Source organism: Accumulibacter sp., from assembly GCF_023806635.1.
GTDB lineage: Bacteria > Pseudomonadota > Gammaproteobacteria > Burkholderiales > Rhodocyclaceae > Accumulibacter.
Genome location: NZ_JAMTDQ010000046.1, coordinates 43947 through 68501, shown reverse-complemented (window position 1 = coordinate 68501; position 24555 = coordinate 43947). Strand labels below are relative to the sequence as shown.

At 67.0% G+C, this 24555-nt stretch carries 28 protein-coding genes; 26 read left to right on the top strand and 2 right to left on the bottom strand.

The window, feature by feature from the left end:
- The first annotated feature begins 66 nt into the window (after nt 1–66).
- The 12 genes from NFW30_RS09470 to truB all read left to right on the top strand — a co-directional run bounded on the left by NFW30_RS09470 (nt 67) and on the right by truB (nt 12058).
- Nucleotides 67–897: a 3',5'-nucleoside bisphosphate phosphatase gene (locus tag NFW30_RS09470; protein ID WP_295354677.1), complete on the top strand. Its 831-nt coding sequence runs from the start codon at nt 67–69 to the stop codon at nt 895–897.
- A 17-nt stretch (nt 898–914) separates the two neighbouring features.
- On the top strand, nt 915–1541 hold the full coding sequence (locus NFW30_RS09465) for an L-threonylcarbamoyladenylate synthase (RefSeq protein ID WP_295354674.1): 627 nt from the start codon (nt 915–917) through the stop codon (nt 1539–1541).
- A 10-nt stretch (nt 1542–1551) separates the two neighbouring features.
- The gene (locus tag NFW30_RS09460) at nt 1552–2205 is read left to right on the top strand and encodes a site-2 protease family protein (protein WP_295372024.1); all 654 of its coding nucleotides are present in this window, start codon (nt 1552–1554) and stop codon (nt 2203–2205) included.
- A gap of 15 nt (nt 2206–2220) precedes the next feature.
- Nucleotides 2221–3423, top strand: coding sequence for a tryptophan--tRNA ligase (locus tag NFW30_RS09455; protein WP_295354668.1), 1203 nt, complete (start codon nt 2221–2223; stop codon nt 3421–3423).
- A gap of 26 nt (nt 3424–3449) precedes the next feature.
- Nucleotides 3450–4295, top strand: coding sequence for a ScpA family protein (locus NFW30_RS09450; protein ID WP_295354665.1), 846 nt, complete (start codon nt 3450–3452; stop codon nt 4293–4295).
- Nucleotides 4273–4881, top strand: coding sequence for an SMC-Scp complex subunit ScpB (gene scpB / locus NFW30_RS09445; protein ID WP_295354662.1), 609 nt, complete (start codon nt 4273–4275; stop codon nt 4879–4881). Before NFW30_RS09450 ends, scpB begins: the two co-directional genes overlap by 23 nt.
- Nucleotides 4882–4936: 55 nt before the next feature.
- Nucleotides 4937–5824 (top strand): pseudouridine synthase, encoded by an 888-nt coding sequence (locus tag NFW30_RS09440; RefSeq protein WP_295354659.1) that lies wholly within the window; start codon nt 4937–4939, stop codon nt 5822–5824.
- Between the two features lie 139 nt (nt 5825–5963).
- Nucleotides 5964–6449 carry a ribosome maturation factor RimP gene (gene rimP / locus NFW30_RS09435; RefSeq protein ID WP_295354656.1) on the top strand — a complete coding sequence of 162 codons (486 nt, stop codon included), beginning with the start codon at nt 5964–5966 and terminating at the stop codon, nt 6447–6449.
- Nucleotides 6446–7936, top strand: coding sequence for a transcription termination factor NusA (gene nusA / locus NFW30_RS09430; protein WP_295354653.1), 1491 nt, complete (start codon nt 6446–6448; stop codon nt 7934–7936). The genes rimP and nusA overlap by 4 nt, the downstream gene beginning before the upstream one ends.
- Nucleotides 7937–7938: 2 nt before the next feature.
- The gene (gene infB, locus NFW30_RS09425) at nt 7939–10734 is read left to right on the top strand and encodes a translation initiation factor IF-2 (RefSeq protein WP_295354650.1); all 2796 of its coding nucleotides are present in this window, start codon (nt 7939–7941) and stop codon (nt 10732–10734) included.
- The gene (rbfA, locus tag NFW30_RS09420) at nt 10735–11130 is read left to right on the top strand and encodes a 30S ribosome-binding factor RbfA (protein ID WP_295354648.1); all 396 of its coding nucleotides are present in this window, start codon (nt 10735–10737) and stop codon (nt 11128–11130) included.
- A 1-nt stretch (nt 11131) separates the two neighbouring features.
- Nucleotides 11132–12058 (top strand): tRNA pseudouridine(55) synthase TruB, encoded by a 927-nt coding sequence (gene truB / locus NFW30_RS09415; RefSeq protein WP_295354645.1) that lies wholly within the window; start codon nt 11132–11134, stop codon nt 12056–12058.
- On the opposite strand, the gene NFW30_RS09410 is transcribed toward truB, so the two are convergent.
- Nucleotides 12048–12209 carry a hypothetical protein gene (locus NFW30_RS09410; protein ID WP_295354642.1) on the bottom strand — a complete coding sequence of 54 codons (162 nt, stop codon included), beginning with the start codon at nt 12207–12209 and terminating at the stop codon, nt 12048–12050. The genes truB and NFW30_RS09410 overlap by 11 nt on opposite strands.
- Nucleotides 12187–13074: a substrate-binding domain-containing protein gene (locus NFW30_RS09405; protein ID WP_295354639.1), complete on the bottom strand. Its 888-nt coding sequence runs from the start codon at nt 13072–13074 to the stop codon at nt 12187–12189. The genes NFW30_RS09410 and NFW30_RS09405 overlap by 23 nt, the downstream gene beginning before the upstream one ends.
- Before the next feature lie 293 nt (nt 13075–13367).
- On the opposite strand from NFW30_RS09405, the gene NFW30_RS09400 reads away from it, so the two are divergent.
- The 14 genes from NFW30_RS09400 to NFW30_RS09335 all read left to right on the top strand — a co-directional run bounded on the left by NFW30_RS09400 (nt 13368) and on the right by NFW30_RS09335 (nt 24521).
- Nucleotides 13368–13793 carry a c-type cytochrome gene (locus tag NFW30_RS09400; protein ID WP_295354635.1) on the top strand — a complete coding sequence of 142 codons (426 nt, stop codon included), beginning with the start codon at nt 13368–13370 and terminating at the stop codon, nt 13791–13793.
- Nucleotides 13794–13929: 136 nt separating this feature from the next.
- On the top strand, nt 13930–14364 hold the full coding sequence (locus NFW30_RS09395) for a hypothetical protein (RefSeq protein WP_295354632.1): 435 nt from the start codon (nt 13930–13932) through the stop codon (nt 14362–14364).
- Nucleotides 14361–14834, top strand: coding sequence for a DUF2846 domain-containing protein (locus NFW30_RS09390; RefSeq protein WP_295354628.1), 474 nt, complete (start codon nt 14361–14363; stop codon nt 14832–14834). Before NFW30_RS09395 ends, NFW30_RS09390 begins: the two co-directional genes overlap by 4 nt.
- 88 nt (nt 14835–14922) lie before the next feature.
- Nucleotides 14923–15969, top strand: a complete 1047-nt coding sequence (locus NFW30_RS09385) for a quinone-dependent dihydroorotate dehydrogenase (RefSeq protein WP_295354819.1) — start codon at nt 14923–14925, stop codon at nt 15967–15969.
- Between the two features lie 97 nt (nt 15970–16066).
- Nucleotides 16067–16651 (top strand): electron transport complex subunit RsxA, encoded by a 585-nt coding sequence (rsxA, locus tag NFW30_RS09380; protein WP_295354626.1) that lies wholly within the window; start codon nt 16067–16069, stop codon nt 16649–16651.
- Nucleotides 16648–17190, top strand: coding sequence for an electron transport complex subunit RsxB (gene rsxB / locus NFW30_RS09375; protein ID WP_295354623.1), 543 nt, complete (start codon nt 16648–16650; stop codon nt 17188–17190). Before rsxA ends, rsxB begins: the two co-directional genes overlap by 4 nt.
- A gap of 10 nt (nt 17191–17200) precedes the next feature.
- Nucleotides 17201–18988 carry an electron transport complex subunit RsxC gene (gene rsxC, locus NFW30_RS09370; protein WP_295354816.1) on the top strand — a complete coding sequence of 596 codons (1788 nt, stop codon included), beginning with the start codon at nt 17201–17203 and terminating at the stop codon, nt 18986–18988.
- Complete coding sequence (locus NFW30_RS09365) at nt 18988–20007, top strand: RnfABCDGE type electron transport complex subunit D (RefSeq protein WP_295354620.1); 1020 nt, start codon at nt 18988–18990, stop codon at nt 20005–20007. Before rsxC ends, NFW30_RS09365 begins: the two co-directional genes overlap by 1 nt.
- Nucleotides 20004–20672, top strand: a complete 669-nt coding sequence (gene rsxG, locus NFW30_RS09360) for an electron transport complex subunit RsxG (protein ID WP_295354617.1) — start codon at nt 20004–20006, stop codon at nt 20670–20672. The genes NFW30_RS09365 and rsxG overlap by 4 nt, the downstream gene beginning before the upstream one ends.
- The gene (locus NFW30_RS09355) at nt 20669–21367 is read left to right on the top strand and encodes an electron transport complex subunit E (protein WP_295354614.1); all 699 of its coding nucleotides are present in this window, start codon (nt 20669–20671) and stop codon (nt 21365–21367) included. The genes rsxG and NFW30_RS09355 overlap by 4 nt, the downstream gene beginning before the upstream one ends.
- A complete protein-coding gene (gene nth / locus NFW30_RS09350; RefSeq protein ID WP_295354610.1) occupies nt 21360–22046 on the top strand; it encodes an endonuclease III in 687 nt (228 codons plus the stop codon). The genes NFW30_RS09355 and nth overlap by 8 nt, the downstream gene beginning before the upstream one ends.
- Entirely contained in the window at nt 22043–23176 is a 1134-nt protein-coding gene (locus tag NFW30_RS09345) for an FIST C-terminal domain-containing protein (RefSeq protein WP_295354607.1), read from the top strand. Before nth ends, NFW30_RS09345 begins: the two co-directional genes overlap by 4 nt.
- Nucleotides 23157–23585 (top strand): DUF1841 family protein, encoded by a 429-nt coding sequence (locus tag NFW30_RS09340; RefSeq protein WP_295354604.1) that lies wholly within the window; start codon nt 23157–23159, stop codon nt 23583–23585. The genes NFW30_RS09345 and NFW30_RS09340 overlap by 20 nt, the downstream gene beginning before the upstream one ends.
- A gap of 93 nt (nt 23586–23678) precedes the next feature.
- Complete coding sequence (locus NFW30_RS09335; RefSeq protein ID WP_295354601.1) at nt 23679–24521, top strand: MoxR family ATPase; 843 nt, start codon at nt 23679–23681, stop codon at nt 24519–24521.
- The last annotated feature ends 34 nt before the right edge of the window (nt 24522–24555 follow it).

Genomic DNA, 24555 nt, shown 5'->3' with positions numbered 1-24555 from the left:
GCCGGGGCGCGGCGGCGGCTGTGCTATCATGCGCAGTCCTGCCGTGCCCCAAGGACCTTTCCCGCCGTGCCCAACTGCGACCTGCACTGCCATTCCACCTGTTCGGACGGCCTCCTGGCGCCGGCGGAAGTGGTGCGTCGGGCAGCGGAGAATGGCGTCGACATGCTGGCCCTGACCGATCACGATGACATCGCCGGGTTGCCGTTGGCCCGCGCGGCGGCGTGCGAGGTTGGCCTGAGTCTGGTCAACGGGGTCGAGATCTCGATCGAGTGGGAGGGCCTGCAGATCCACGTCCTCGGCTTCGCCTTCGACGCCGCCGATGCCGCGCTCAACGCCGGCCTGCAGACGGTTCGCTGCGGCCGCATCGAGCGCGCGCGGCGGATGGCGGCCGAGCTGGAGAAGGTCGGTATCGACGGCTCTTTCGACGGCGCGATGCGCTTGGCCGCCAATCCGAACCTAGTCAGTCGGGCGCATTTCGGCCGTCATCTGGTCGAGCGCGGGGTGTGCAAGGATCTGCGCAGCGTCTTCGAGTCGTACCTGGTTCCCGGGCGGCCGGGCTATGTCGATCATCGCTGGGCGACCCTGGCCGACTCGCTGCGCTGGATTCATGGTGCCGGCGGCGTCGCGACGGTGGCGCATCCGGGGCGCTACAAACTGTCGCGCAGCGACATGCGGCGCTTCCTCGGCGAGTTCCGCGACCTCGGTGGGCAGGCGATCGAGGTCATGTCGGGCAGTCACACGCCGGAGCACGTCGACCTCTATTCGCGGCTGGCGAGGGAATACGGCTTCGCCGCCTCGCGGGGGTCGGATTTCCATGGCCCGGGTGAGAGCTACGTCGATCTCGGGCGGCTGCCGCCGCTGCCCGATGGACTGCGGCCCGTCTGGCAACTGTTCTGAACGGGCAGGATGCGGCAATGGCCCAGTACATCACGATTCACCCCGACAACCCGCAGCCGCGCCTGCTGCACATGGCGGCCGAGGCCGTCCGTCGGGGCGGCGTTATCGCGCTGCCGACCGATTCGAGCTATGCACTTGGCTGCCATCTCGGCGACAAGGCGGCAGTCGAGCGCATCCGCAGTCTGCGCGGCGTCGACGAACGCCACCACCTGACGCTGATGTGCCGCGACCTGTCACAGATCGGCCAGTTCGCGCGGGTCGACAACGCCCGTTACCGCCTGCTCAAGGCGACGACTCCCGGCAGCTACACCTTCATTCTCGAAGGAACGCGCGAGCTGCCACGGCGCGTCCTGCACCCGAAGCGCAAGACGATTGGTCTGCGCGTGCCGGCGCACACGGTCACCCTGGCACTGCTCGAGGAACTCGGTGAGCCGCTGCTGACCTCGACGCTGATCATCGCCGGCGACGAGGGTCCGCTGACCGAGGGCTGGGAGATCCAGGACCGGCTGGATGCGCAGATCGAGCTGATCCTCGATGGCGGTCGCTGTGGCATCGAGCCGACGACCGTCATCGATCTGACCGCGGCGCTGCCGCTGCTGGTTCGCGCAGGCCGCGGCGCGCTGGCGCCGTTCGGTCTCGACTGAGAGGAGCCGCATGGATTCCCTGATCCAGACGATCGCCATCGCTGCCTTGCCGGTAATCCTGGCGATCACCCTGCACGAGGCGGCATACGGTTACGCCGCGCTGCATTTCGGCGATCCGACTGCGTGGCAGGAGGGCCGCATCACCGCCAATCCCCTGAAGCACATCGATCCGGTGGGAACGATCCTGGTGCCGGCGATCATCCTCCTGCTGTCTACTGGCGGTATCCTGTTCGGCTGGGCGAAGCCGGTGCCGGTCAACTTCGGGCGCCTGCGGCACCCGAAGCGCGACATGCTGTGGGTGGCGGCCGCCGGGCCGGGGGCCAACCTCGCCATGCTGCTCTTCTGGGCGGCGCTGCTCAAGCTCGCCTGGCTTCTGCCGCTCAACTTCTTCAGCCTGCCGATGTCGCGCATGGCGGAGGTCGGCATGACGATCAACCTCGTGCTGATGGTGCTCAACCTGTTTCCGCTGCCGCCGCTCGATGGTGGTCGCATCGCCGTCAGCCTGTTGCCGCCGGCGGCCGCCTGGCGCTTCGCGCAGATCGAGCGCTTCGGTTTCCCGATCCTGCTGCTGTTGCTGTTCACCGGCATCCTCAGTTCGTTGCTGACGCCGGTGATGCAACTCGTCGGCGGACTCGTTGGATTCCTTTTCCAACTTCCCTCCTGAGCGATGGCAGACAGAATGTACGCAGAAAGAGTCCTCTCCGGGATGCGCCCGACGGGCAGCCTGCATCTCGGTCACTACCACGGCGTGTTGAAGAACTGGGTCCGGCTGCAGCACGAGTATCCCTGCCTCTTCTTCGTTGCCGACTGGCACGCGCTGACGACCCAGTACGATGATCCGCACGGGATAGTCGGCGCCGCCCGCGACATGGTCATCGACTGGCTGGCGGCAGGCGTCGACCCGCGGCGGGCGACCCTGTTCGTGCAGTCGAAGGTACCCGAGCACGCCGAGCTGCATCTGCTGCTGTCGATGATGACGCCGCTCGGCTGGCTCGAGCGCGTGCCGACCTACAAGGATCAGCAGGAAAAGCTCGAGCACAAGGATCTCTCGACCTACGGCTTCCTTGGCTACCCGCTCCTGCAGGCGGCCGACATTCTCATCTATCGTGCCGGCAAGGTGCCGGTCGGCGAGGATCAGGTGCCGCACATCGAGTTCTCGCGCGAGATCGCGCGCCGCTTCAACCACCTGTACGGTCGCGAGCCCGGTTTCGCGGACAAGGTGCGCGAGGCGCTGCAGAAGCTCGGCGCGAAACGCGCGCGGCTTTACGAGGAACTGCGCACGCACTATCAGGAGCGCGGCGAGCAGGCGGCGATCGAGGCGGCGCAGCGTCTGCTCGCCGAGGTGCACGATCTCTCGCATGCCGATCGCGAGCGGCTGTGCGGCCATCTCGAGGGGACTGGCAAGATGATCCTCGTCGAGCCAGGCGCCCTGCTGACGGCGGCGGCGCGCATGCCCGGGCTGGATGGCCAGAAGATGTCCAAGTCCTACGGCAACACCATCACGCTGCGCGAGGATGCGGCGTCGGTGACGAACAAGCTGCGCCGCATGCCGACCGATCCCGCGCGCGTCCGGCGCAGTGATCCCGGCGAACCGGACAACTGCCCGGTCTGGCAGTTGCATCAGGTGTACTCGGATGAGGGCTGCCGTGCCTGGGTGCAGCAGGGCTGTCGCAGCGCCGGCATTGGTTGCCTCGAGTGCAAGCAGCCGGTAATCGACGGCATCCTGCGCGAGCAGGAACCGATGCGCGAGCGGGCGCAACCCTACCTCGACGACCCGCGACTGGTCGACGAGATCATTGCCGACGGCAGCGGTCGCGCGCGACACCTGGCCCGTGAAACGATGCGCGAGGTCCGGCAGGCGATCGGGCTGGATTACGCTTGAGCGGTGTCGCCAGTTCCGGAGCAGTGATGGGCGACATTGCTGCCGTCCCCGAGGACGGCCCTTCGCTGGCGGAGGATGCGGCCGGGCCGTTGGCACGGATCTACGGTGAACCGCTGGCGGAGTTGCCGCACGACCTCTACATCCCGCCGGACGCGATGGCGGTCATGCTCGACGCCTTCGAGGGGCCGCTCGACCTGCTGCTGTACCTGATCCGCCGGGCCAACGTGGACGTCCTCGATATCCCGATGGCGCCGCTGACCGACCAGTACCTGCTCTACGTCGAGGCGATGCGGTCACGAAATCTCGAACTGGCCGCCGACTATCTGGTCATGGCGGCGATGCTGATCGAGATCAAGTCGCGCATGCTGCTGCCGCGGCCGAAGGCGCCAGCGGGCGAGGAGGTCGAGGATCCGCGCGCCGAACTGGTGCGGCGCCTGATCGAGTACGAGCAGATGAAGCGCGCGGCGCATGCCATCAACGAGCTGCCGCAGGCAGAACGCGATTTCGACTGGGTCGAGGTCTGGGTCGAGAAGGCCCTGTTGCGGCGCCTGCCTGAGGTCAGCGTGGCCGACCTGCAGAGTGCCTGGCGTGGCATCCTGCAACAGGCGAGACTGCACACGCACCACCTGGTGCAGCGCGAGGAACTGTCGGTGCGCGAGCACATGGGCGTCATCCTGCGCCGCCTGCGGGCCGCCGGAGGGTTCGTCGATTTCGTCGATCTTTTCGACGTCGGTCTCGGCGCGCCGGTGCTGGTCGTCCATTTTCTCGCCCTGCTCGAACTGGCGCGCGAACATCTGCTGGAAATGACGCAGGCCGAGGCATTTGCCCCGATCTACCTGAGACTGGTCGATGAACACGGTGCCGTCCGATAATTCCGCCAGTGCCGAGCTGCCGGCCACTCCGGATGAACTCAAGCGAGTGCTCGAAGCGGTGCTGCTGAGTGCGCGGGAGCCGCTCTCTCTGCCCGAATTGCGCAAGGTGTTCAATGATGAAATCACCGCCGACGTGCTGCGTCCGTTGCTCGAGGCGCTGCGCAGTGAGTGGCAGGGGCGCCCGCTCGAGTTGCTGCCCGTGGCGAGTGGCTGGCGCTTCCGCACGCGCGCCGAGTACATGCCCTATCTCGAACGTCTTCACCCCGACAAGCCGCCGCGCTACTCGCGTGCCGTCCTCGAGACGCTGGCGATCATCGCCTACCGGCAGCCGGTGACCCGTGGCGACATCGAGGACATCCGCGGCGTCACGGTTGCCACGCAGGTGGTCCGGGTCCTCGAGGAACGTGGCTGGGTCGACGTCGTCGGCCATCGCGACACCCCGGGGCGGCCGGCGCTGCTGGCGACGACGAAGAAGTTCCTCGACGACCTCGGTCTGCGCAGCCTCGCCGAGTTGCCGACACTCGAACAGATCAACCCGACTCTGGACCTCTCCGATGCCCAACCACAAGCGCCGTCCGCCGGCTGATTCCGCTCGCCCATCGCGCTCATCCCCCGGCGTGGCAGCAACGCGGCGTCGGCCCGTGGCGAGCCCGGAAGCACCGCTCGTGCCGGCTGCCGGCAGCCGTCCGTCGGGGCGCGGCGCGCGCCCGACCGACGCGCCGCACCGCCGCTTCAGCACCGAGCCTGCGGGCAAGCCTGAGCGGCTGCACAAGCTGCTGGCCAACAGCGGCCTGGGATCGCGGCGCGAGATGGAGGCGCTGATCGCTGCCGGTCGCATCACGGTCAACGGCGAACCGGCGCAGATCGGACAGTCGGTCAACCCGGACGACCGCGTCAAGATCAACGGCAAGCTGGTGCGACTGCGTTCTGCCGACCGCCTGCCGCGGGTGCTCCTCTATCACAAGCCGGAAGGCGAGATCGTTTCGCGCGACGACCCGCAGCACCGCCCGAGCGTCTTCACTTCGCTGCCGCGAATGGCGGCAGGCCGCTGGGTGGCCGTCGGCCGTCTCGACTTCAACACCAGCGGCTTGCTGTTGCTGACCACTTCCGGCGATCTCGCCAACCGCCTGATGCACCCGCGTTACCAGTTGCTGCGCGAGTACGCCGTCCGCATCCTCGGCGATCTGCCCGACGAGGCACGGCAGCGCCTGCTCGACGGCATCGAGCTCGAGGATGGGCTGGCAAGCTTCGGCACCTTCCAGGATGCCGGCGGTGAGGGCGCCAACCGCTGGTACCGCGTGTCCCTGTTCGAGGGCCGCAACCGCGAGGTGAGGCGGCTCTTCGAGGCCGTCGGGGTGGTGGTCAGTCGCCTGATCCGCATTCGCTACGGCCCTTTCGTGCTGCCGCCGGGCCTCAAGCGCGGCAGGGTGCAGGAACTGGCCGAGCCCGAAGTGCGGCGATTGCTGATCGATTTCGGCATGGCACCGTCGGCGCCGAGGCGCCCGCCGCCGCGTCCGCGGCCCGGTTGATCGGCCGCCGCCGTTCTGTTGCGACCGCGGGCCGATTTACCCGCGCCGGTTTTTTCGTTATAATCCAACGGTTTTCCGCTCGCCCCTTGCGGGGCATCCAACCGGGGATGGGCTTTTTGCCCATTTTTTGTTTGCAGCCATGGATGTACACGAACTACTTGAGAAGACGCTGACCGGTCTCGGATACGAGCTGGTCGATTTCGAGCGCAGCCCGCGTGGGCGCGTCCTGCGCGTCTTCATCGACAAGCCGGAGAAGCCGCGCGGCATCGATGTCGACGACTGTGCGCTGGTCAGCAACCATCTCTCGCGCGTGCTGGCGGTCGAGGACGTGGACTACGAGCGCCTGGAGGTCTCCTCGCCGGGGCTCGACCGGCTGCTGAAGAAGGAGTCCGATTTCGCGCGCTTCGCCGGCTGCGAGATCACGCTCAAGCTCCGGCTGCCGGCGGCTGGCAGGCGCAACTTCAGCGGCGTCCTGGGCGGCGTCATCGACGGCAAGGTGCGCCTGCGGATCGACGCGGGTGACATGGATGTCGAGCTGGACAACATCGACCGGGCACGTCTGGTGCCCAGATTTGAAACAGGGAAATCGGGCGGGAAGCCGGTCCAGGAGGTAATGAGGAAATGAGCCGCGAGATCTTGCTGCTGGTCGATGTACTGGCGCGCGAAAAGAACGTGACGCGGGAGATCGTTTTCGGCGCCCTCGAACTGGCGCTGGCGTCGGCGACCAAGAAGCGTGTGCACGACGATGCCAACGTGCGAGTGGCGGTCGACCGCGAGACGGGTGATTTCGAGACCTTTCGTCGCTGGGAAGTGGTGGCCGATGCCGATTTTCTCGACGAGGAGCAGCAGGTCCCCCTGTCGGAGGCGCAGACCCAGGATCCCGATGTCGAGGTCGGCGACTACCTCGAGGAGGCGCTGGAGCCGATCGACTTCGGCCGCATCGGCGCGCAGGCGGCGAAGCAGGTGATCCTGCAGAAGATTCGCGACGCCGAGCGGGAACAGATCCTGAGCGACTTCCTGGCGCGCAAGGAGCACCTCGTCTCCGGCACGATCAAGCGCATGGAGCGGGGCAACGCGATCGTCGAGACCGGCAAGATGGAAGCACTGCTGCCGCGCGACCAGATGATTCCGCGCGAGAACCTGCGCATCGGCGATCGCGTCAAGGCTTTCCTGTTGCGCATCGACCGTTCGGCGCGCGGGCCGCAGTTGATCCTCTCGCGCACGGCTCCGGAGTTCATCATCCAGCTCTTTGCGCTCGAGGTTCCGGAAGTCGATGACGGGCTGCTGGAGATCAAGGCAGCGGCGCGCGACCCCGGCATGCGCGCCAAGATCGCCGTCAAGTCCAACGATCAGCGCATCGATCCGATCGGCACCTGTGTCGGGATGCGCGGCTCGCGGGTGACCGCGGTGACCAACGAGCTCGCCGGCGAGCGGGTCGACATCGTCCTCTGGTCGGCGGATCCGGCGCAGTTCGTGGTTGGCGCGCTGGCGCCGGCCGAGGTCAGCTCGATCGTCGTCGATGAGGAACGACACAGCATGGACGTGGTGGTCGACGAGCAGAACCTGGCGATCGCGATCGGTCGCGGCGGCCAGAACGTTCGCCTCGCCTCCGAGATGACCGGCTGGTCGATCAACCTGATGACCGAGGAAGAGTCGAAGACACTCGTCGAAGCCGAGGCGGCAGCGATTCGCGTCCTTTTCATGGAGAAACTCGATGTCGATGAGGAGGTGGCAAACATCCTCATCGAGGAAGGTTTCTCGACCCTTGAGGAGGTTGCCTATGTGCCGTTGCACGAGATGCTCGAGATCGAGGCTTTCGACGAGGAAACCGTGCAGGAACTGCGCGAGCGGGCGCGCAACGTCCTGCTGACCGAGGCGATCGCCACCGAGGAGACGCTGGCCGAGGTCGCCGACGATCTGCTCAGCCTTGACGGGATGGACAAGGCGCTGGCCGGCAAGCTGGCAGGTGGCGGGATCAAGACGCGCGACGATTTGGCCGACCTGTCGGTCGATGAACTCGTCGAGATCACCGCCATCGACGTGCCGCAGGCCACACAACTGATCACCACGGCGCGTGCGCACTGGTTCGAGCAAGCGGGAAAAGAGGGGTAAGAATGGCGCAGACAAGTGTTTCCCAATTCGCCAGTCAGCTGCGAATGCCGGCTGGGTCGCTGCTGGAGCAGTTGCAGAAGGCGGGCGTTGCCAAGAAACAGGTCGATGACCTGCTGTCGGAGCAGGACAAGTCGCGGTTGCTCGAGTACTTGCGACGCTCGCACGGGCCGGTCGAGGCCAAGACCAAGATCACCCTGACGCGCCGGGAGACCTCCGAGATTCGGCAGCAGGACTCGCACGGCAAGTCGCACACGGTGCAGGTCGAGGTGCGCAAGAAGCGTGTACTGGTCAAGCGTGACGTCGCCGATGCGGCTGCCAGGCAGGTTCCGGCAGTGGTAGCCGAGGCCGCCGTGGCGGCCGTCGAGCCGGTGCTCGAGCCGGTCGTCACGCTGGCGCCGGAGCCCGTCGTCGAGGTGGTGGCCGAGCCCCTGCCGCCGGTGTCCATTGCCGAGCCGGAGCAGGCGCCGCCGGTGGAGGCGGCAGCGCCACTCGTCGAGCAGCCGAAGGCCGAGCCCGTGGCGGTCGAAGCCAAACCGGGCGCGAAGAAGGTCGTCACGCGCGCTTCGATCATTGGCGAGGAGCAGCAGCGGCTGCGCGCCGAGGAAGAGCGCCGCCATGCCGAGTTGCGGGCGCGGCAGGAAGCCGAGTTCAAGAGCAAGCAGCAGCGCAGCGCCGACCTGCTGCGACTGAAGCAGGAAGCCGAAGAAAAGGCGGTGGCGGCGAAGGCAGCTGGTGCGGCCAAGGTCGCCGCAGCGCAGACGGCAAGCGATCGGCCGCCCGAGGACAAGACCCTGCACAAGCCAGCTGGCAAGACGGCGACGACCGACAAGAAGGCGGCCGACAAGAAGACTCCGGACAAGAAGGTAGCGGACAAGAAGGGCACGTGGAAGAGCGAAGGCGCGAGCAAGCGCCCGGGGCTGAAGACGCGTGGCGCCACCGGTGCCACGGGATGGCGCGACACCAAGCACGGCAAGCGGCCGCGTGGCGGCAGCGACGAGGACGAGCAGCATTCCTCCTTCCAGCTGCCGGTCGAGCCGGTGATCCATCAGGTCTACGTGCCCGAGACGATTTCCGTTGCCGATCTGGCCCACAAGATGGCGATCAAGGCGACGGAGGTCATCAAGGCGCTGATGAAGATGGGCACGATGGTGACCATCAACCAGGTTCTGGATCAGGAAACGGCGATGATCATCGTCGAGGAGATGGGGCACAAGGCGCTTGCCGCCAAGCTCGACGACCCGGATGCGTTCCTCGACGAGAGCGCGGCCGATCAGAAGGACGTCGTGCTCGAGCCGCGCGCGCCGGTGGTCACCGTCATGGGCCATGTGGACCACGGCAAGACGTCGCTGCTCGACCACATCCGTCGCACCCGCGTCGCCAGCGGCGAGGCAGGAGGCATCACGCAGCACATCGGCGCTTATCACGTGCAGACGGATCGCGGCATGGTGACCTTCCTCGATACACCGGGTCACGAGGCCTTCACCGCCATGCGGGCGCGCGGCGCCAAGGCCACCGATCTGGTGATCCTGGTCGTGGCGGCCGACGATGGTGTGATGCCGCAGACTCGCGAGGCCATCCACCATGCCAAGGCTGCGGGCGTACCGATCGTCGTCGCGGTGAACAAGATCGACAAGCCGGCTGCCCAGCCGGAGCGGGTGAAACAGGAACTCGTCGGCGAGCAGGTGGTGCCCGAGGAGTACGGCGGTGACGCGCCCTTCGTCGCGGTATCCGCGAAGACCGGTGCCGGCATCGACGAACTGCTCGAGAACGTGTTGCTGCAGGCGGAAGTTCTGGAACTCAAGGCTCCCCGACAGGCGCCGGCCAAGGGGCTGATCATCGAGGCCCGCCTGGATCGTGGTCGTGGTCCGGTGGCGACGATGCTGGTGCTGTCGGGAACCCTGCACCAGGGCGATGTCCTGCTTGCCGGACAGGTCTTCGGACGCGTGCGGGCGATGCTCGACGAGAACGGCAAGGTGATCAAGGAGGCGGGTCCGTCGATCCCGGTCGAGATCCTCGGGCTCTCCGACGTTCCGGCTGCCGGGCAGGAAGCGGTCGTTCTGGCGGATGAGCGCAAGGCGCGGGAGATCGCTCTGTTCCGACAGGGCAAGTATCGCGACGTCAAGCTGGCGACGAAGCAGGCAGCGAGCCTCGAGAGCATTCTCGAGCAGATGACCGAGGCCGAAGCGAAGGTCCTGGCGCTGATCATCAAGGCCGATGTCCAGGGTTCGCAGGAGGCGCTGGTGCAGTCGCTGCAGAAGCTGTCGACCGGCGAAGTCAAGGTCAACGTCATCCACGCCGCAGTCGGCGCCATCAGCGAGTCCGACGTCCATCTGGCGCAGGCCTCGAAGGCGGTGATCATCGGCTTCAACACACGCGCCGACGCTGGTGCCCGCAAGGCGGCAGAAGCGGCCGGGGTCGATATCCGCTACTACAACATCATCTACGATGCGGTGGACGAGGTGAAGGCGGCGCTGTCGGGCATGCTGGCGCCGGAGAAGAGGGAGGACATCACCGGCCTGATAGAGATCAGGCAAGTGTTCCGCGCCACCCGGATCGGTACCATCGCCGGTTGCTATGTTCTCGAGGGCGTCGTCAAGCGGACTTCGCGTGCCCGCCTCCTGCGCAATCACATCGTCCTCTGGGACGGCGAGATCGAGTCGCTGAAGCGCTTCAAGGAGGATGTCAAGGAGGTGCGCAGCGGTTTCGAGTGCGGTCTGTCGTTGAAGAACTTCAACGGCTACGTCGAGGGCGACCAGGTCGAAGTCTACGACGTGACGGAAGTCGCGAGGACGCTCTGAGTGGCAGGCAACAGGAGTTTCTCCCGTCGTGAGCGGGTTGCCGAGCAGATTCGGCGCGAACTCGCCGACCTGATCCACAGCGAGCTGCGCGATCCGCGGGTCGGCATGATCAGCCTGACCGAGGTCGCGGTCAGCCCCGATTACGCGCATGCCAAGGTCTTCTTCAGCAGCCTTGGCGGCAGCGACCATCTCGATTCGGTGATGGCCGGCCTCGAGCATGCGGCCGGCTTTCTGCGCACCGAGCTGGGCAAGCGGATCAGCCTGCACATGACGCCGCAACTGCATTTCGTTTTCGATCAGTCGCTCGAACGCGGCGCGCAGCTCTCGCGCCTGATCAGCGAGGCTGCGGCGATCTCCGATCACGGCGACCAGCCCGGGCATCCAGAGCGATCCTGAAGTGACGGCAAGGAAGAGCTGGCGTCGCGTCGACGGCGTGCTGCTGCTCGACAAGCCCGGCGGCATGACTTCGAATTCGGCGCTGCAGGCTGCCCGCCGCCTCTATTCGGCAGCCAAGGCCGGGCATACCGGGACCCTCGACCCGCTCGCCAGCGGCCTGTTGCCGTTGTGCTTCGGTGAGGCGACCAAGTTCTCGGCGGACCTGTTGACGGCAGACAAGAGCTACGAGTGCGAGTTCGTCTTCGGCGTCACGACCGACACCGGCGACGCCGATGGCCGCATCCTGGCGCGGTCCCCGGTGGGCTTTTCAGCCGGTGAACTCGAGCTCGCCCTGCAGGCGTTTCGTGGCCCGATGCTTCAGGTGCCGCCGATGTACTCGGCCCTGAAGAGGGCAGGAAGGCCATTGCATGAGCTGGCGCGGCAGGGGATCGAGGTCGAGCGCCCGCCGCGCGCGGTGAGCATCCATGAATTGCGGCTGCGCGATTTCTCCGGTGACCGTTGTCGCTTGCTGGTTCGCTGCAGCAAGGGCACCTACGTCCGCAGCCTGGCGATGGATCTGGGCGCCGTTCTCGGCTGCGGCGCGCATCTCGGCGCCCTGCGCCGGGTCGCCGTCGGTCCGCTGCGGATCGCCGATGCCCTCTCCCTCGATGTGCTGTCGGCAATGAGCGCCGACGGACGCCTGGCGTGCCTGTTGCCTGCCGATGCCCTGTTGCAGAGCCTGCCCCCCGTCCAGCTCGACGAGGTCGGTGGCGAGCGCTTCCTGCACGGCAACCGCGTCGGCGTCAGGGCGGCGCTCGGCCGCTGCCGGGTCTACAGCGGCAGCCGCCTGCTCGGTCTCGGAGAGGTCGACGCCGCGGGCAGCCTGCAGCCACGGCGTGTCGTCGGCGGGCTGCCGGAGGAGCCCGCGCTGCCCGACGTCAGTCGCTGACGCATCCTTGTCCGGGGAAGGCGACGGTGGCCAGCAGGTAGCCGGCGGCGATGCCGAGCGGCGTCGCCACGAGCATGGCGCGCAGGGTCACCGACAGCGACACGCCGACGATGCCCCAGAGTTCGGGATCACCAGAGACGAGCAGCAGCAAGGCGGACCGGGTGGCTTCCAGGAGTCCCAAGCGGCGCCCCACAGTTGCCGGCCGCGACGAAGAACAACTGCTCGCCCTGCGGGCGGAAGGCGCTGATCGCGCTACGGCCGGCGGGGCCGGTCAGCCAGTCGATCAGTGCCAGCGCGCCGGCGTGATTGACCAGCGGATGGTTGCGCGGGTTGACGGCGATGACGCCGTAGGGATTGAACATCCTGCGGTCGCCCTGGAAGACGATCTCGAGACCGGTGCGCCCGCTGTAGGTGGCGTGCGTGGCGCGATCCGACAGCGTAGAGGCCTGCATTTCGCCCGCCATCATCAGCACCTCACCCATGCCGAGGCCAGCCGAGATGTACCATGGCCGGCCGCTGGCCGGCATCGCCAGAAGCTGCCAGTAGCTCTCCTCCACGCGATCGGTTCCCGAATCGTCGCCGCGTGATGCGAAACGCGTCTGGCTGTCGGCAATCCGCCGCAGGGCGTCGAGCACATCGCCGCTGCGGCCGACGCCCGCCGGGTCGCTGCGCGGCCCGAGGAGAACGAAATCGTTGTACATCACGTCGCGGCGCTCGACACCGTATCCGGCGGCGACGAAGGCGTCGTCGGCGCGCCGGTCGTGCACCAGGACGACATCGACGTCACCATTCTGCGCCAGCTTGAGCGCCTTGCCGCTGCCGACCGCGATGACGTGGCCGCGCATGCCGTGCTGGCGTTCGAACTGCGGCAGGATGGCGCGCAGCAGCCCCGAGTTGTCGGTGCTGGTGGTCGTCGCGAGCCGCAGCACGTCGGCCGCAAGAACCGGCAGCCAGCTGCCGCTGAGCAGGCAGCCCAAGTGCAGCGGAAGCAGCAGACGCAATGATCTCCGATCCATTTCGGTCACTCCTTGGCAAGCGGTCGGCCAGTCGCAGCGGCGGCCGAAGCAAGCGCAGTCCAGTGGCAAATCGGTCTGCGACCAACCCCGCGCAGGCTGCCGGGCGACGCCGCTACTGGCCAGCAACCGAGCGTGCCGGCGTCGTGCGGGCAGGTGGTCCCGGTGCCGCCCGTGGCGCCGGCCAGGCCTCGAAGTCGCTCTGCAGAAAGCGCTTGCGCAGCGTGCATCAGGGTCTAAACTGATTCTGGGACAGGGATTTTTCCGTGGCCCGGAACTGATCAAGGAGAGCGACGATGAGCGGGAAGTGGTTTCACATCTGCGTTGCGGCAGCTACTGCCGGAGCGCTCGCCGGCAGCGCGGCGGCTGCAGAACGACTGGATATCGGCAAGCGCGAATACGAGGCCAACTGTGTCGTCTGTCATGGCGCCAAGGGCAAGGGTGACGGCCCGTTCGTCGAGTTCCTGTCGGTCAGGCCAACGGACCTGAGCGTGTTGACCAGGAACAACGGCGGGCTGTTTCCGGTGAATCGCGTGCTCGAGTCGATCGACGGTCGCGCGTTGGTGAAGGGTCACGGGACACGCGAGATGCCGATCTGGGGCGACATCTATGATGCCCAGGCACAGCCGCAGTTCGATGACTATGGATACAACGCCAAGCTCTTCGTCTGGGCACGGCTGCTGGCTCTGGTCGATTACCTGAATCGCCTGCAGGTCAAGTGATCGTGTCTCTTGAAGAACTGGTCGGGCGGCTCGTGCACCGCTCTGGTGGATGCAAGGTCCGGTGCTGACGGTCCACCCGTGAGAGGTAGTCGAAGTGTCGGCAGGCAGTCGGCCTGAGTGGAATCCGGGACGACTGATGCTGCGAAAAGCTGCCGCGAACGGCTGGCGGGGAGATGAGATGAAGGCAGTGTGTGTCTTGTTGCCAATGGTGCTGGCTGTCTTCGGATGTGCGAGCGAGGTCACCCGTCACCCGGCTGATCTGCAAAGGGCGAGGCAGCCGCCTGACAGGCTCTTTGTCGCTTCGCAAACGGTACCGGTGCGCCTTGATTCCGGATACGATCGGAGCATCAGAGCCGGCACCGAGTTTGTCGACGCCGGCGGAATCGCCCAAGGCGACATACTGAAACCTACGAACGCCAATTTCACCGTCGAGGGCGCGCATATGCACGAGGCCTACCTCGTGGTGCACATGGGCCGTCTCGTGGGGTTCTATCTTCCTGTCGAGAAGGCGTTCTCGCCGTTGGCGATTCCAGTCGCCCTGCCACTTGAGATCAAGGAGTTGCGCAAGTGAAGGTCAATCGTCTGTGTGTCAGTTGGTTGTTGCCGGTCGTACTGGCCGCCTGTGCCACGGGGCCAAAGTACCCGGACATGAAATCTTCGATTCCGACCCTCAGTGCGGAGCAAGGTCGAGTCTATTTCTATCGTAGCGGCAGTGCGTTTGGCGCGGCGGTCCAGCCATCGATCCTGTTGAACGGGGTCGTGGTCGGCGAATCGAAACCGGGGGGATTCTTCTTCGTGGATCAGGCTGCCGGCAACAAGGAGGTCAGCACCTCGACCGAGGTCGAGAAGAAGCTGTCCTTCACGCTTGATCCTGGTCAGACGAGGTACGTCCGGACCGTCATTGGCCTCGGCTTCTTCGTCGGACGGGTCTACCCCGAACTGGTCGACGACGCGACGGGGCAGAAGGAGCTCGAAGAAGCGAGCTACATCGGGCCGCCGCTGCCTGGACACGGCGGGAAGGTCGAGGCGAAAGGGCAATAGGGATCGGGGCCAGCCTGCCGCCACGGTCGCAGCGATCAGGGTGGCAGCCGGCGTGCGCCGCACACGCTCGTTGCTGCGATGCGGTAGAATCGTGCCCATGCTCTATCCGCTTCTCCGCCAGTTCTTTTTCGCGCTCGATCCGGAAGTTGCGCACGGCATCGGGATGACCGGCGTCGAGCTCCTGCGGGCCACCGGCGCAAGCTGCCTGCTGGCGAGTCCGGTGCCACCTGATCCCGTCTCGGTCATGGGACTCAGCTTTCCCAATCCCGTTGGCTTGGCCGCCGGGCTCGACAAGAACGGCGAGCACGTCGATGCGCTGGCGGCGCTGGGCTTCGGCTTCATCGAAATCGGCACCGTCACCCCGCGACCGCAGCCGGGAAATCCGCGGCCGCGGATGTTCCGCATTCCTGATCGGCAGGCGATCATCAACCGCATGGGGTTCAACAACGACGGCGTCGACCGCTTGCTGGCCAACGTCGCCGCGGCGCGTTTCCCGCGCCAGGGCGGGGTTCTCGGCATCAACATCGGCAAGAACTTCGACACGCCGATCGAGCGCGCAGCCGACGACTACCTGTTCTGCCTCGAGCGCGTCTATGGCGCGGCGAGTTACGTCGCGGTGAACATCTCGAGCCCGAATACCCGCAACCTGCGCGACCTGCAGCAGGATGCGGCGCTCGATTCGCTGCTCGGCAGCCTGAAGGTGGCGCAGGCGAGGCTTGCCGACCGGCATGGCCGCTACGTTCCGCTGGCGCTGAAGATCGCCCCCGACCTCGACGAGAGCCAGGTGCGGGCGATTGCCGACCTGCTTCGCCGGCACCGCATCGATGCCGTCATCGCCACCAACACGACGGTGACGCGGGTCGGTGTCGAGGGCAGGCCGCACGCCGACGAGGCCGGTGGCCTGTCGGGGGCGCCGCTGCTCGCACTGTCGACCGCCATCGTCAGGCAACTGGCGGTGGCGCTGGCCGGTGAACTGCCGATCATCGGCGTCGGTGGCATCATGAGCGGCGCCGACGCGGCCGCCCGGATCGCCGCCGGCGCCTCGCTGGTCCAGTTCTACACCGGTTTCATCTATCGCGGACCGGATCTCGTCGGCGAGGCGGCGGCGGCAATTGCCCGGCAGCGGCAGGCATGAGCAGCGATGCCGGCGTCGCGCCTGTGGTTGAATGCGTCCGGGCAGAGGGTGATAATGCCGCGGCTGTCGATTGCGCAGCCCTTCACCGCCAGCAACCGTGACCCATTACATCTTCCTGCTCGTCGGCGCCGTTCTCGTCAATAACGTCGTCCTCGTCAAGATCCTCGGGCTGTGCCCTTTCATGGGCGTCTCCAGGAAACTGGAGACCGCTTTCGGGATGGGCGCGGCAACGACCTTCGTGCTCACCGTCGCCACCGGCGCCAGCTACATCATCGACCGCTACCTGCTGCTGCCCTTCGGCCTCGAGTACCTGCGCACGCTCTCGTTCATCGTCACCATCGCCGCCATCGTCCAGTTGACCGAGATGGTGATCCAGAAGACCAGTCCGTTGCTGCATCAGGTGCTCGGTATCTACCTGCCGTTGATCACCACCAACTGCGCCGTCCTCGGCGTGCCGCTGCTGAACATCGCCAATCGGCACGACTTCGTCGAGTCGCTGCTCTTCGGCGCCGGCAGCGCCATCGGTTTCTCGTTCGTCCTGGTGCTGTTTGCCGGCATCCGCGAGCGCGTCGAGGGCGCCGACGTGCCGCCGCACTTCCGCGGCGCGGCGATCGCGATGGTCACCGCCGGTCTGATGAGCCTCGCTTTCATGGGCTTTGCCGGTCTGGACCGGTACCAATGATCAGCGCGCTGGCGATCATGGCACTGGGCGCCGTCGTCCTCGGCGCGGCACTCGGCTATGCGTCGATCCGCTTCAGGGTCGAGGGCGACCCGCTGGTCGAGAAGATCGAGGCCATCCTGCCGCAGACGCAGTGCGGACAGTGCGGCTATCCGGGTTGCAAGCCCTACGCGGCGGCGATTTCGGCCGGCGAGGCGGACATCAATCTGTGTCCGCCAGGGGGAATGGACGGTGTGCGCAAGCTTGCCGACCTGCTGGGGCGCGAGGTGAAGCCGCTGGAAGCCGAGGAGAAGCCGAAGCAGATCGCGATCATCGACGAGCAAACGTGCATCGGCTGCACCCTGTGCATCCAGGCCTGTCCGGTCGACGCGATCGTTGGCGCCGCGAAGCAGATGCACACCATCATCGAGCCGTTGTGTACCGGCTGCGAACTGTGCGTCAAGCCCTGCCCGGTCGAGTGCATCAGCATGCAGCCGATCGCCGAGAACATCGACAACTGGAAGTGGAAGTATCCGGTGTTCGAGATCAAGCGTGCAGCCTGAGGCAGCAGCGGTGCTGGCGAAACTGTTCCGCTTCAAGGGCGGAGTCAAGCCACAGACCAACAAGGCGATCTCGGTGCACGAGCCGATCGGCCGGGCGCCGCTGCCCGCGCGCCTGTTCGTGCCGCTGCACCAGAGCATCGGCGGCGCGCCGAATCCGCTGGTGCAGGCTGGCGACTCGGTGCTCAAGGGACAGTTGATCGGCGCTGCAGACGCCTGGGTGTCGGCAGCGGTGCATGCACCGACATCCGGCCGCGTGCTGGCCGTCGAAGAGCATGTCGCTGCGCATCCATCGGGCCTGCCGACGCTCTGCGTGGTCATCGAACCCGATGGGCGCGACGAGTGGATCGAGCGGCGGCCGGTCGACCATCACAGTCTGCCTCCCGAGCGCGTGCGCGAACTCCTACGCGATGCCGGTGTCGTCGGTCTTGGCGGCGCCGCCTTTCCCAGCCACGCCAAGCTGACTCCGGCACGCGCCGTGGCGATGGAGCATCTGGTCATCAATGGCGCCGAGTGCGAACCGTTCATGACCTGCGACGACATGCTGATGCGCGAGCGTGCCGACGAGATCGTGCGCGGCATCGCCATCTTCCGCGAGCTGCTGTCAGCGCGCGAGGTGCTGATCGGCATCGAGGACAACAAGCAGGAAGCGATCGCCGCCATGCAGGAGGCTGTCCTTCGCCTGGCTCCGGACTATCGCGTCGTCGCCGTGCCCACGCGCTATCCGGCCGGCGGCGCGAAGCAGCTGATTCGCGTGCTCACCGGCAAGGAAGTCCCGGCCAGCCGCCGGTCGACCGAGCTTGGCGTGCAATGCTTCAACGTCGCCACCGTCTACACTGCCTATCGCGCGCTCGCCTGTGGCGAACCGGTACTCTCGCGCATCGTCACGCTGACCGGCAACGTCGAGCGGCCGCGCAACTGGGAGGTCTGGCTGGGAACACCGATGCGCGAGGTGGTGGCCCTCGCCCGACCTCGGGCCGACAGCAGCAGCTTCCTGATGGGTGGCCCGATGATGGGTTTCGAGATTCCCGACCTCGACGCGCCGGTAGTCAAGGCGACCAATTGCATCATCGCTGCTTCGCCGGCGCTCTTTCCGCCGCCGCCGCCGGAAATGCCCTGCATCCGCTGTGGCGCCTGCGCCGAGGCCTGTCCACACGAGTTGCAGCCCTTCGAGCTCTACTGGTTTGCGCGCGCGAGGAATTTCGGCAAGACGCAGGAGTACTACATCTTCGACTGCATCGAGTGCGGTTGCTGCAGCTACGTCTGCCCGTCGCACATTCCGCTGGTACAGTACTTCCGCTTTGCGAAGAGCGAAATCTGGGCGCGCGAGCGCGAGAAGCAGGCGGCCGACGCCGCCAAGGAGCGCTTCGAGCTGCGCAACGCGCGCGCCGAGCGCGAGCAGGCCGAGAAGGCCGAGCGTCTTGCCCGGGCCGCCAGCGCCAAGGCGAGCGAGAAGAGGGCGCCACCCGATCCAGGGAACAAGCCAGCGCCCGAGTCGGCGCCGGCCGTTGACCAGCCACCCGCGGCAGCGGGCGAGGTGGCAATGACGGCGGGCGACGCCGAAGCGATCAGGAAGGCCGCCATTGCAGCGGCGATCGAGCGCGCCCGCAGCCAGCGCGAGTCGGCGCAGCCGAGGAATACCGATCGACTCAGCGCAGGCCAGCAGCGCGAGATTGCCGCCGTCGAGGCGCGGCGCGCGGCACGCTCGACGGCGGCGACGGCAGCGGCGAGCGGGACGGCAGCAGCGACCGATTCCGGAGGTGCTGCCGTGCCGCCGGCCGGGTCGCGGCGGGACGACTGATGTCCTGGTCGACGCCGCCCTACCTGCTGGCCGACGTCAGCGTGCGCCGAGTCATGCTGCAGGTCCTCGTCGCCCTGCTGCCGGGGATCGCCGCCTACGTCTGGCTGATCGGCCCGGCGATCATCCTGCAGTTGCTGATCGCCACGCTGGCGGCGCTGCTCGGCGAAGCGCTGATGCTCCGGCTGCGCCGCCGGCCACTGCTCCTCTTTCTCACCGACGGCAGCGCGATCGTCACCGCCTGGCTGGTCGCCCTCGCCTTCCCGCCGCTCTCGCCGTGGTGGCTGACGGTCGTCGGCGTCCTCTTCGCCATCGTCGTCGCCAAGCACCTCTACGGGGGGCTGGGCCAGAACCCCTTCAATCCGGCGATGATCGCCTTCGCCGCATGCATCGTCTCCTTCCCGGCACTGATGTCGCAATGGCCGGCGCTGGGTCTCAGGCTGAGCCTCGCCGAGCAGTTCGGGATCATCGCCGGACTGGCGCCGCGCGTCGATGCGATGAGCGGCGCGACGCCGCTCGATGCGCTGAAGACGGCGCTGAAGCTCGGCGACGGGGCGGTCGACGTGCCGACGCTGCTGGCGACGCAGGAGGTCTTCGGCAATTTCGCCGGCCGCGGCTGGGAGTGGGTCAGTACCGGCTATCTGCTCGGTGGTCTGTGGTTGTGGCAGCGGAAGGTCATCACCTGGCAGGCGCCGGCCGCCTTCGTCGGTGGCCTCTCGCTGCTGGCCGGCATCCTCTGGGCGTGGAACCCGCAGCAGTTCGCCAATCCGCTGTTCCATCTCTTCTCCGGCGGTTCGCTGCTCGGCGCCTTCTTTATCGTCACCGATCCCGTCTCCGGGTCAACGACCTTCCGCGGCAAGCTGATCTTCGGTTTCCTGGCCGGTGCCATCGCCTACGTCATCCGCGTCTTCGGCGGCTATCCCGACGGCGTCGCCTTTGCCGTGCTGCTGATGAACCTCTGTGTGCCGCTGATCGACATGTACACGCAGGCGCCGATCTTCGGCATGAAGAATCCGAAATGACGCCACCGGTGCGGACGCCGACGGCTCCGGCGATGGCCCTGCGAACGGCACTCATCCTGCTGGTCTTCGTCGTTGCCTTCACCGGCCTGCTGGCTGCCGCTTACCTGTGGACGCGGCCAGCGATCGAGGAGGCGGCGGCAGCGGAGAAGATGAAGCTGATCGGCGAGGTGCTGCCGCGCGACCTCTACGACAATGACCTGCTGGCCGACAGCCGGCGCCTGGCGCCGGCCGCCGGGCTCGGGCTGGACGAGGAATCGACGGCCTATCTGGCGCGCCAGGGCGGCGAGGCGAGCGCGATCGTCTTCGAGGCCGTCGCTGCCGATGGCTATTCGGGCCGCATCCGGCTGCTGCTCGCGGTTGCGGCCGACGGCACCCTGCTCGGCGTGCGGGTGACGCAGCACAAGGAGACGCCAGGCCTCGGCGATTACATCGAGCCGCGCAAGGACCGCAACAAGGAGCGGCCATGGATCAGGCAGTTCGACGGGCTGTCGCTGGCGACGGTCGGCGAGCGCGAGTGGCGCGTGCGCAAGGATGGTGGCCGCTTCGATTCGCTGGCCGGGGCTACGGTGACGCCGCGGGCGGTCATCAAGGCCGTCCATCGCGCGTTGCAGTACGTGGCGGATAACCGGCAACAGCTGTTCACGGTCGAAGGGATGGGGAAATGATCGGTCGCGACGAGTTCATCGAGATCAGGGACAACGGTCTGTGGAAGCAGAATACGAGTCTGGTGCAGATTCTTGGCCTGTGCCCGCTGCTGGCGGTGACGACCAACGCCGTCAATGGCGTCATGCTGTCGCTGGCGACGATCATTGTCATGGCGGTCGCCAACCTTGCCGTCGCCTCGCTGCGCAACCTGATTCCGCACGAGATTCGCATTCCGGTGTTCATCCTGATCGTCGCCGCGCTGGTGACGGTCGTCGATCTGCTGTTCAATGCGCAGTTGCACGAGCTCTACCTGGTGCTCGGCATCTTCATTCCGCTGATCGTCACCAACTGCATCGTCCTCGCGAGGGTCGAGGCCTTCGCCAACAAGAACCCGCCGCTGCAGTCGGTGTTCGATGGTGTCTTCATGGGCGTCGGCATGCTGTGGACCCTTGCGCTGCTCGGCGGACTGCGCGAACTCCTCGGCGGTGGCACGCTCTTTGCCGGCATCGACATGGTCTTTCCGGGGTTGCAGCCGCTGCAGTTGCTGCCCGGCGACTACCCCGGACTGCTGCTCGCGATGCTGCCGCCAGGCGCCTTCATCCTGCTCGGCTGCCTGATCGCCTGGAAGAACTGGGTCGAGGCACGTGCCGCCGCGCGCCATTCGGCTCAGCGCTCGCTGCCGACGCCGCCAGCGCCACTGACGGACCGTGTCTGAGCCGCCGCTGGACCGGGACGGGTCGCACGGCGGGCGAGCCGCGGCGATCTTCAGCCGGCTGCGCGCCGGCAATCCGCAGCCGACGACCGAACTCGAGTACGCCACCCCGTTCCAGTTGCTGATCGCGGTCATCCTGTCGGCGCAGGCGACCGACCGGAGCGTCAATCTCGCCACCCGCAGGCTCTTTGTCGACGCGCCGACGCCGCAGGAGATGCTGGCGCTCGGCGAGAGCGGGCTGACGCCCTACATCAACCGCATCGGGCTCTGGCAGGGCAAGGCGAGAAACGTCATCGCCACCTGCCGCCAGTTGCTGGCCCGGCATGCCGGCGAACTGCCGCGGCAGCGCGCCGAGCTCGAGGCGCTGCCAGGGGTCGGTCGCAAGACCGCCAACGTGGTTCTCAATACCGCTTTCGGCGAGCCGACGATCGCCGTCGACACACACATCTTCCGCTTGGCCAACCGCACCGGCCTGGCACCGGGAAAGACGCCGCTGGCAGTCGAACACGAGTTGCTGCGGGTGGTGCCGCCCGAGTTCCGGCGGTCTGCCCACCACTGGCTTCTCCTGCATGGGCGCTACGTCTGCAAGGCGCGGCAGCCCGAGTGCTGGCGTTGCGGCATCGCCGATCTCTGTGATTATCCGGAGAAAGGTAGCGCGGCGCCGGGCGGCGCTCGCCGATGAGCGTTGCCAGTGCGCTGCTGGCGGGCAACGACGCCGTGCCGGAGCTGGCGGTAGCTGCCGCCAGCGCGGCCCTGGAGAAGATGGGCAATTGCCCCGCACGCGGTGCCCTGCTGTTTCTCTCGGCCGAGTTCACCGCGCAGGCGCAGGCAGCGGTGACTGCCGTCGCCCGCGCGCTGCGCTGTACCGAGGTCGCCGGCGGCATCGCCGCGGGCGTCTTCAGCGATGCAGGCTGGGTACTCGACCGTCCGGCGGCGGCGGTGATGGTCTTTGCCGGCGACCTGGCGCTGGTGACGCAGCGGCCGGCCGCTGTCGCGGATACCGGGCCGATCCTCACCTACGGCGACGGCAGCCTGCCGCGCGCCTGGAGCGATCCCGGCCGCGACCGTTTCGGCGGCCACTTTGCCGGCCGTCCGGGAAGGTCCGAAGCGATCGCCTGGCAGCAGAGTCGCCTGGTGCGCCAGTGTGCGGTCGAACTGCAGGGAGCGCGAGTCGATCTCGCCGTTTCCAGGGGCTGGCGACTGCTTGGCCGGCCGACGGTGGTGACCGGCAGCCGGGCGCTCGACCTGCTGGAACTGCAGGGCGAGCCGGCGCTCGCTCATCTGCGGCGCAGCCTGCCGCCACAACAGCGGTGCACCGAGCGGCTGCCGCTCGCATCACTGTGCGCAGTGTTGCTCGACGGTCCGGGCATTGTCGGCGACGATTTGCGACAGCAGGCATTCGCCGATGGTCTGCTGCGGCCGGTGGCGATCATTGCCGCCAACGCCGACGGATCGCTGACGCTGGCGCAGCATGTCGTTCCCGGCACCCACCTGCTGTGGGCGATACGGTTGCCGGAAGCCAGCGTCGCCGACATGCGCCGCAGCCTGTCCCCCCTCCTGCCGCTCGTGCCGCCGCCGCTGGCGGCGATCGCCTTCTCGTGCATCGGTCGCGGCCCCTATCATTATGGCAGTGCCGACGAGGATCTGGCCTGCCTGCACGAACTCCTGCCGCAGCTGCCGCTGATCGGCGCCTACGGCACCGGGCAGATAGCGCCGGTTCGGCATGGCGGCAACCGGCTGCTGCAGAACGCCGTCGTCACCGCCCTGATCAGGCAACCAGCAAGGAGGAGCGATGTTCAACCCGACGCGTGAACAGGTCCGGCAGTTCTTCTGTCAGGCGTGGCAGAAGCACCGCCAGCGCCTGATCCTCGAAGGCGCCGAGGTGACGGCCGCCGACCTGATCCTCGAGCACCCCGAGTACCATGCGCTGCTCGAAGACCCGGCAACGGCGATCGAACAGGAGTTCAGTCCCGAGAGCGGGCAGATGAATCCTTTCCTGCATCTCTCGCTGCATCTGGCCGTCGCCGAGCAGATCAGCATCGACCAGCCGCCGGGGATTCGCTCCGCCTACCAGGCGCTACGCGCCCGCGTCGGCGATCACGAGGCGGCGCACGCCATCCTCGAGTGCCTCGGTGAGACGATCTGGCGTGCCGAACGCCATCGCCAGGCGATGGACGCGAACGCCTACCTCGACTGCGTGCGGCGGGCTGCTGCCAGCTGAGGTGGCGTCCGGCAGGGGGCCGGCTGCCGCACGGCACAGTCCGCGCGGCGCGATTGCGCGTACAATCGACGGCACTTGCCGAGGAACTTCACCATGCGCTTCTCCGGATCAGCCAGTTACGTCACCACCCGCGACCTCAACCTGGCGGTCAATGCCGCCATCACCCTGCAGCGGCCGCTGCTGATCAAGGGCGAGCCGGGCACCGGCAAGACGATGCTCGCCGAGGAAGTGGCGGCCGCGCTCGGCCTGCCGCTCTTCCAGTGGCACATCAAGTCGACCACCAAGGCGCAGCAGGGCCTCTACGAGTACGACGCGGTTTCGCGCCTGCGCGACTCGCAACTGGGCGAGGCGAAGGTCGCCGACATCGGCAGCTACATCGTCAAGGGGGTGCTGTGGCAGGCCTTCGAGTGCGAAACGGCGTCGGTGGTGCTGATCGACGAGATCGACAAGGCGGATATCGAGTTTCCCAACGATCTGTTGCGCGAACTCGACCGCATGGAGTTCTCCGTCTACGAAACGCGGCAGATGGTTCGCGCCCGCCAGCGGCCGGTCGTCGTCATCACCTCGAACAACGAGAAGGAACTGCCCGACGCGTTCCTGCGCCGCTGCTTCTTCCACTACATCCGCTTTCCCGACAGGGAGACGATGAAGTCGATCGTCGATGTCCATTTTCCCGGCCTCAAGCCGGCGTTGTTGCGCGAGGCGCTCGAAGTCTTCTTCGAACTGCGCGAGATTCCGGGCCTGAAGAAGAAGCCATCGACCTCGGAACTGCTCGACTGGCTCAAGCTCCTGCTGGCCGAGGACATTCCGCCCGAGGTGCTGCGCAGCAAGGAGCAGAAGGCCGCCATACCCCCGCTGCACGGTGCCCTGCTGAAGAACGAGCAGGACGTGCACCTGTTCGAGCGCCTGATCTTCATGGCGCGGCACAATCGCTGAGCCGATCGTGAACCCGCTCGCGCCTGCGTCGTGA

Bases quoted from the DNA above. Each gene is read 5' to 3' on its own strand.
- NFW30_RS09400 (WP_295354635.1), top strand. From the start codon at position 13,368: ATGAGCGGGAAGTGGTTTCACATCTGCGTTGCGGCAGCTACTGCCGGA.
- NFW30_RS09450 (WP_295354665.1), top strand. From the start codon at position 3,450: ATGGGCGACATTGCTGCCGTCCCCGAGGACGGCCCTTCGCTGGCGGAG.
- rsxG (WP_295354617.1), top strand. From the start codon at position 20,004: ATGACGCCACCGGTGCGGACGCCGACGGCTCCGGCGATGGCCCTGCGA.
- infB (WP_295354650.1), top strand. From the start codon at position 7,939: ATGGCGCAGACAAGTGTTTCCCAATTCGCCAGTCAGCTGCGAATGCCG.
- scpB (WP_295354662.1), top strand. From the start codon at position 4,273: ATGAACACGGTGCCGTCCGATAATTCCGCCAGTGCCGAGCTGCCGGCC.
- NFW30_RS09365 (WP_295354620.1), top strand. From the start codon at position 18,988: ATGTCCTGGTCGACGCCGCCCTACCTGCTGGCCGACGTCAGCGTGCGC.
- nusA (WP_295354653.1), top strand. From the start codon at position 6,446: ATGAGCCGCGAGATCTTGCTGCTGGTCGATGTACTGGCGCGCGAAAAG.
- NFW30_RS09340 (WP_295354604.1), top strand. From the start codon at position 23,157: ATGTTCAACCCGACGCGTGAACAGGTCCGGCAGTTCTTCTGTCAGGCG.
- NFW30_RS09460 (WP_295372024.1), top strand. From the start codon at position 1,552: ATGGATTCCCTGATCCAGACGATCGCCATCGCTGCCTTGCCGGTAATC.
- rimP (WP_295354656.1), top strand. From the start codon at position 5,964: ATGGATGTACACGAACTACTTGAGAAGACGCTGACCGGTCTCGGATAC.
- NFW30_RS09345 (WP_295354607.1), top strand. From the start codon at position 22,043: ATGAGCGTTGCCAGTGCGCTGCTGGCGGGCAACGACGCCGTGCCGGAG.
- NFW30_RS09335 (WP_295354601.1), top strand. From the start codon at position 23,679: ATGCGCTTCTCCGGATCAGCCAGTTACGTCACCACCCGCGACCTCAAC.
- NFW30_RS09395 (WP_295354632.1), top strand. From the start codon at position 13,930: ATGCTGCGAAAAGCTGCCGCGAACGGCTGGCGGGGAGATGAGATGAAG.
- NFW30_RS09355 (WP_295354614.1), top strand. From the start codon at position 20,669: ATGATCGGTCGCGACGAGTTCATCGAGATCAGGGACAACGGTCTGTGG.
- NFW30_RS09465 (WP_295354674.1), top strand. From the start codon at position 915: ATGGCCCAGTACATCACGATTCACCCCGACAACCCGCAGCCGCGCCTG.
- NFW30_RS09405 (WP_295354639.1), bottom strand. From the start codon at position 13,074: ATGGATCGGAGATCATTGCGTCTGCTGCTTCCGCTGCACTTGGGCTGC.
- NFW30_RS09455 (WP_295354668.1), top strand. From the start codon at position 2,221: ATGTACGCAGAAAGAGTCCTCTCCGGGATGCGCCCGACGGGCAGCCTG.
- rsxB (WP_295354623.1), top strand. From the start codon at position 16,648: ATGATCAGCGCGCTGGCGATCATGGCACTGGGCGCCGTCGTCCTCGGC.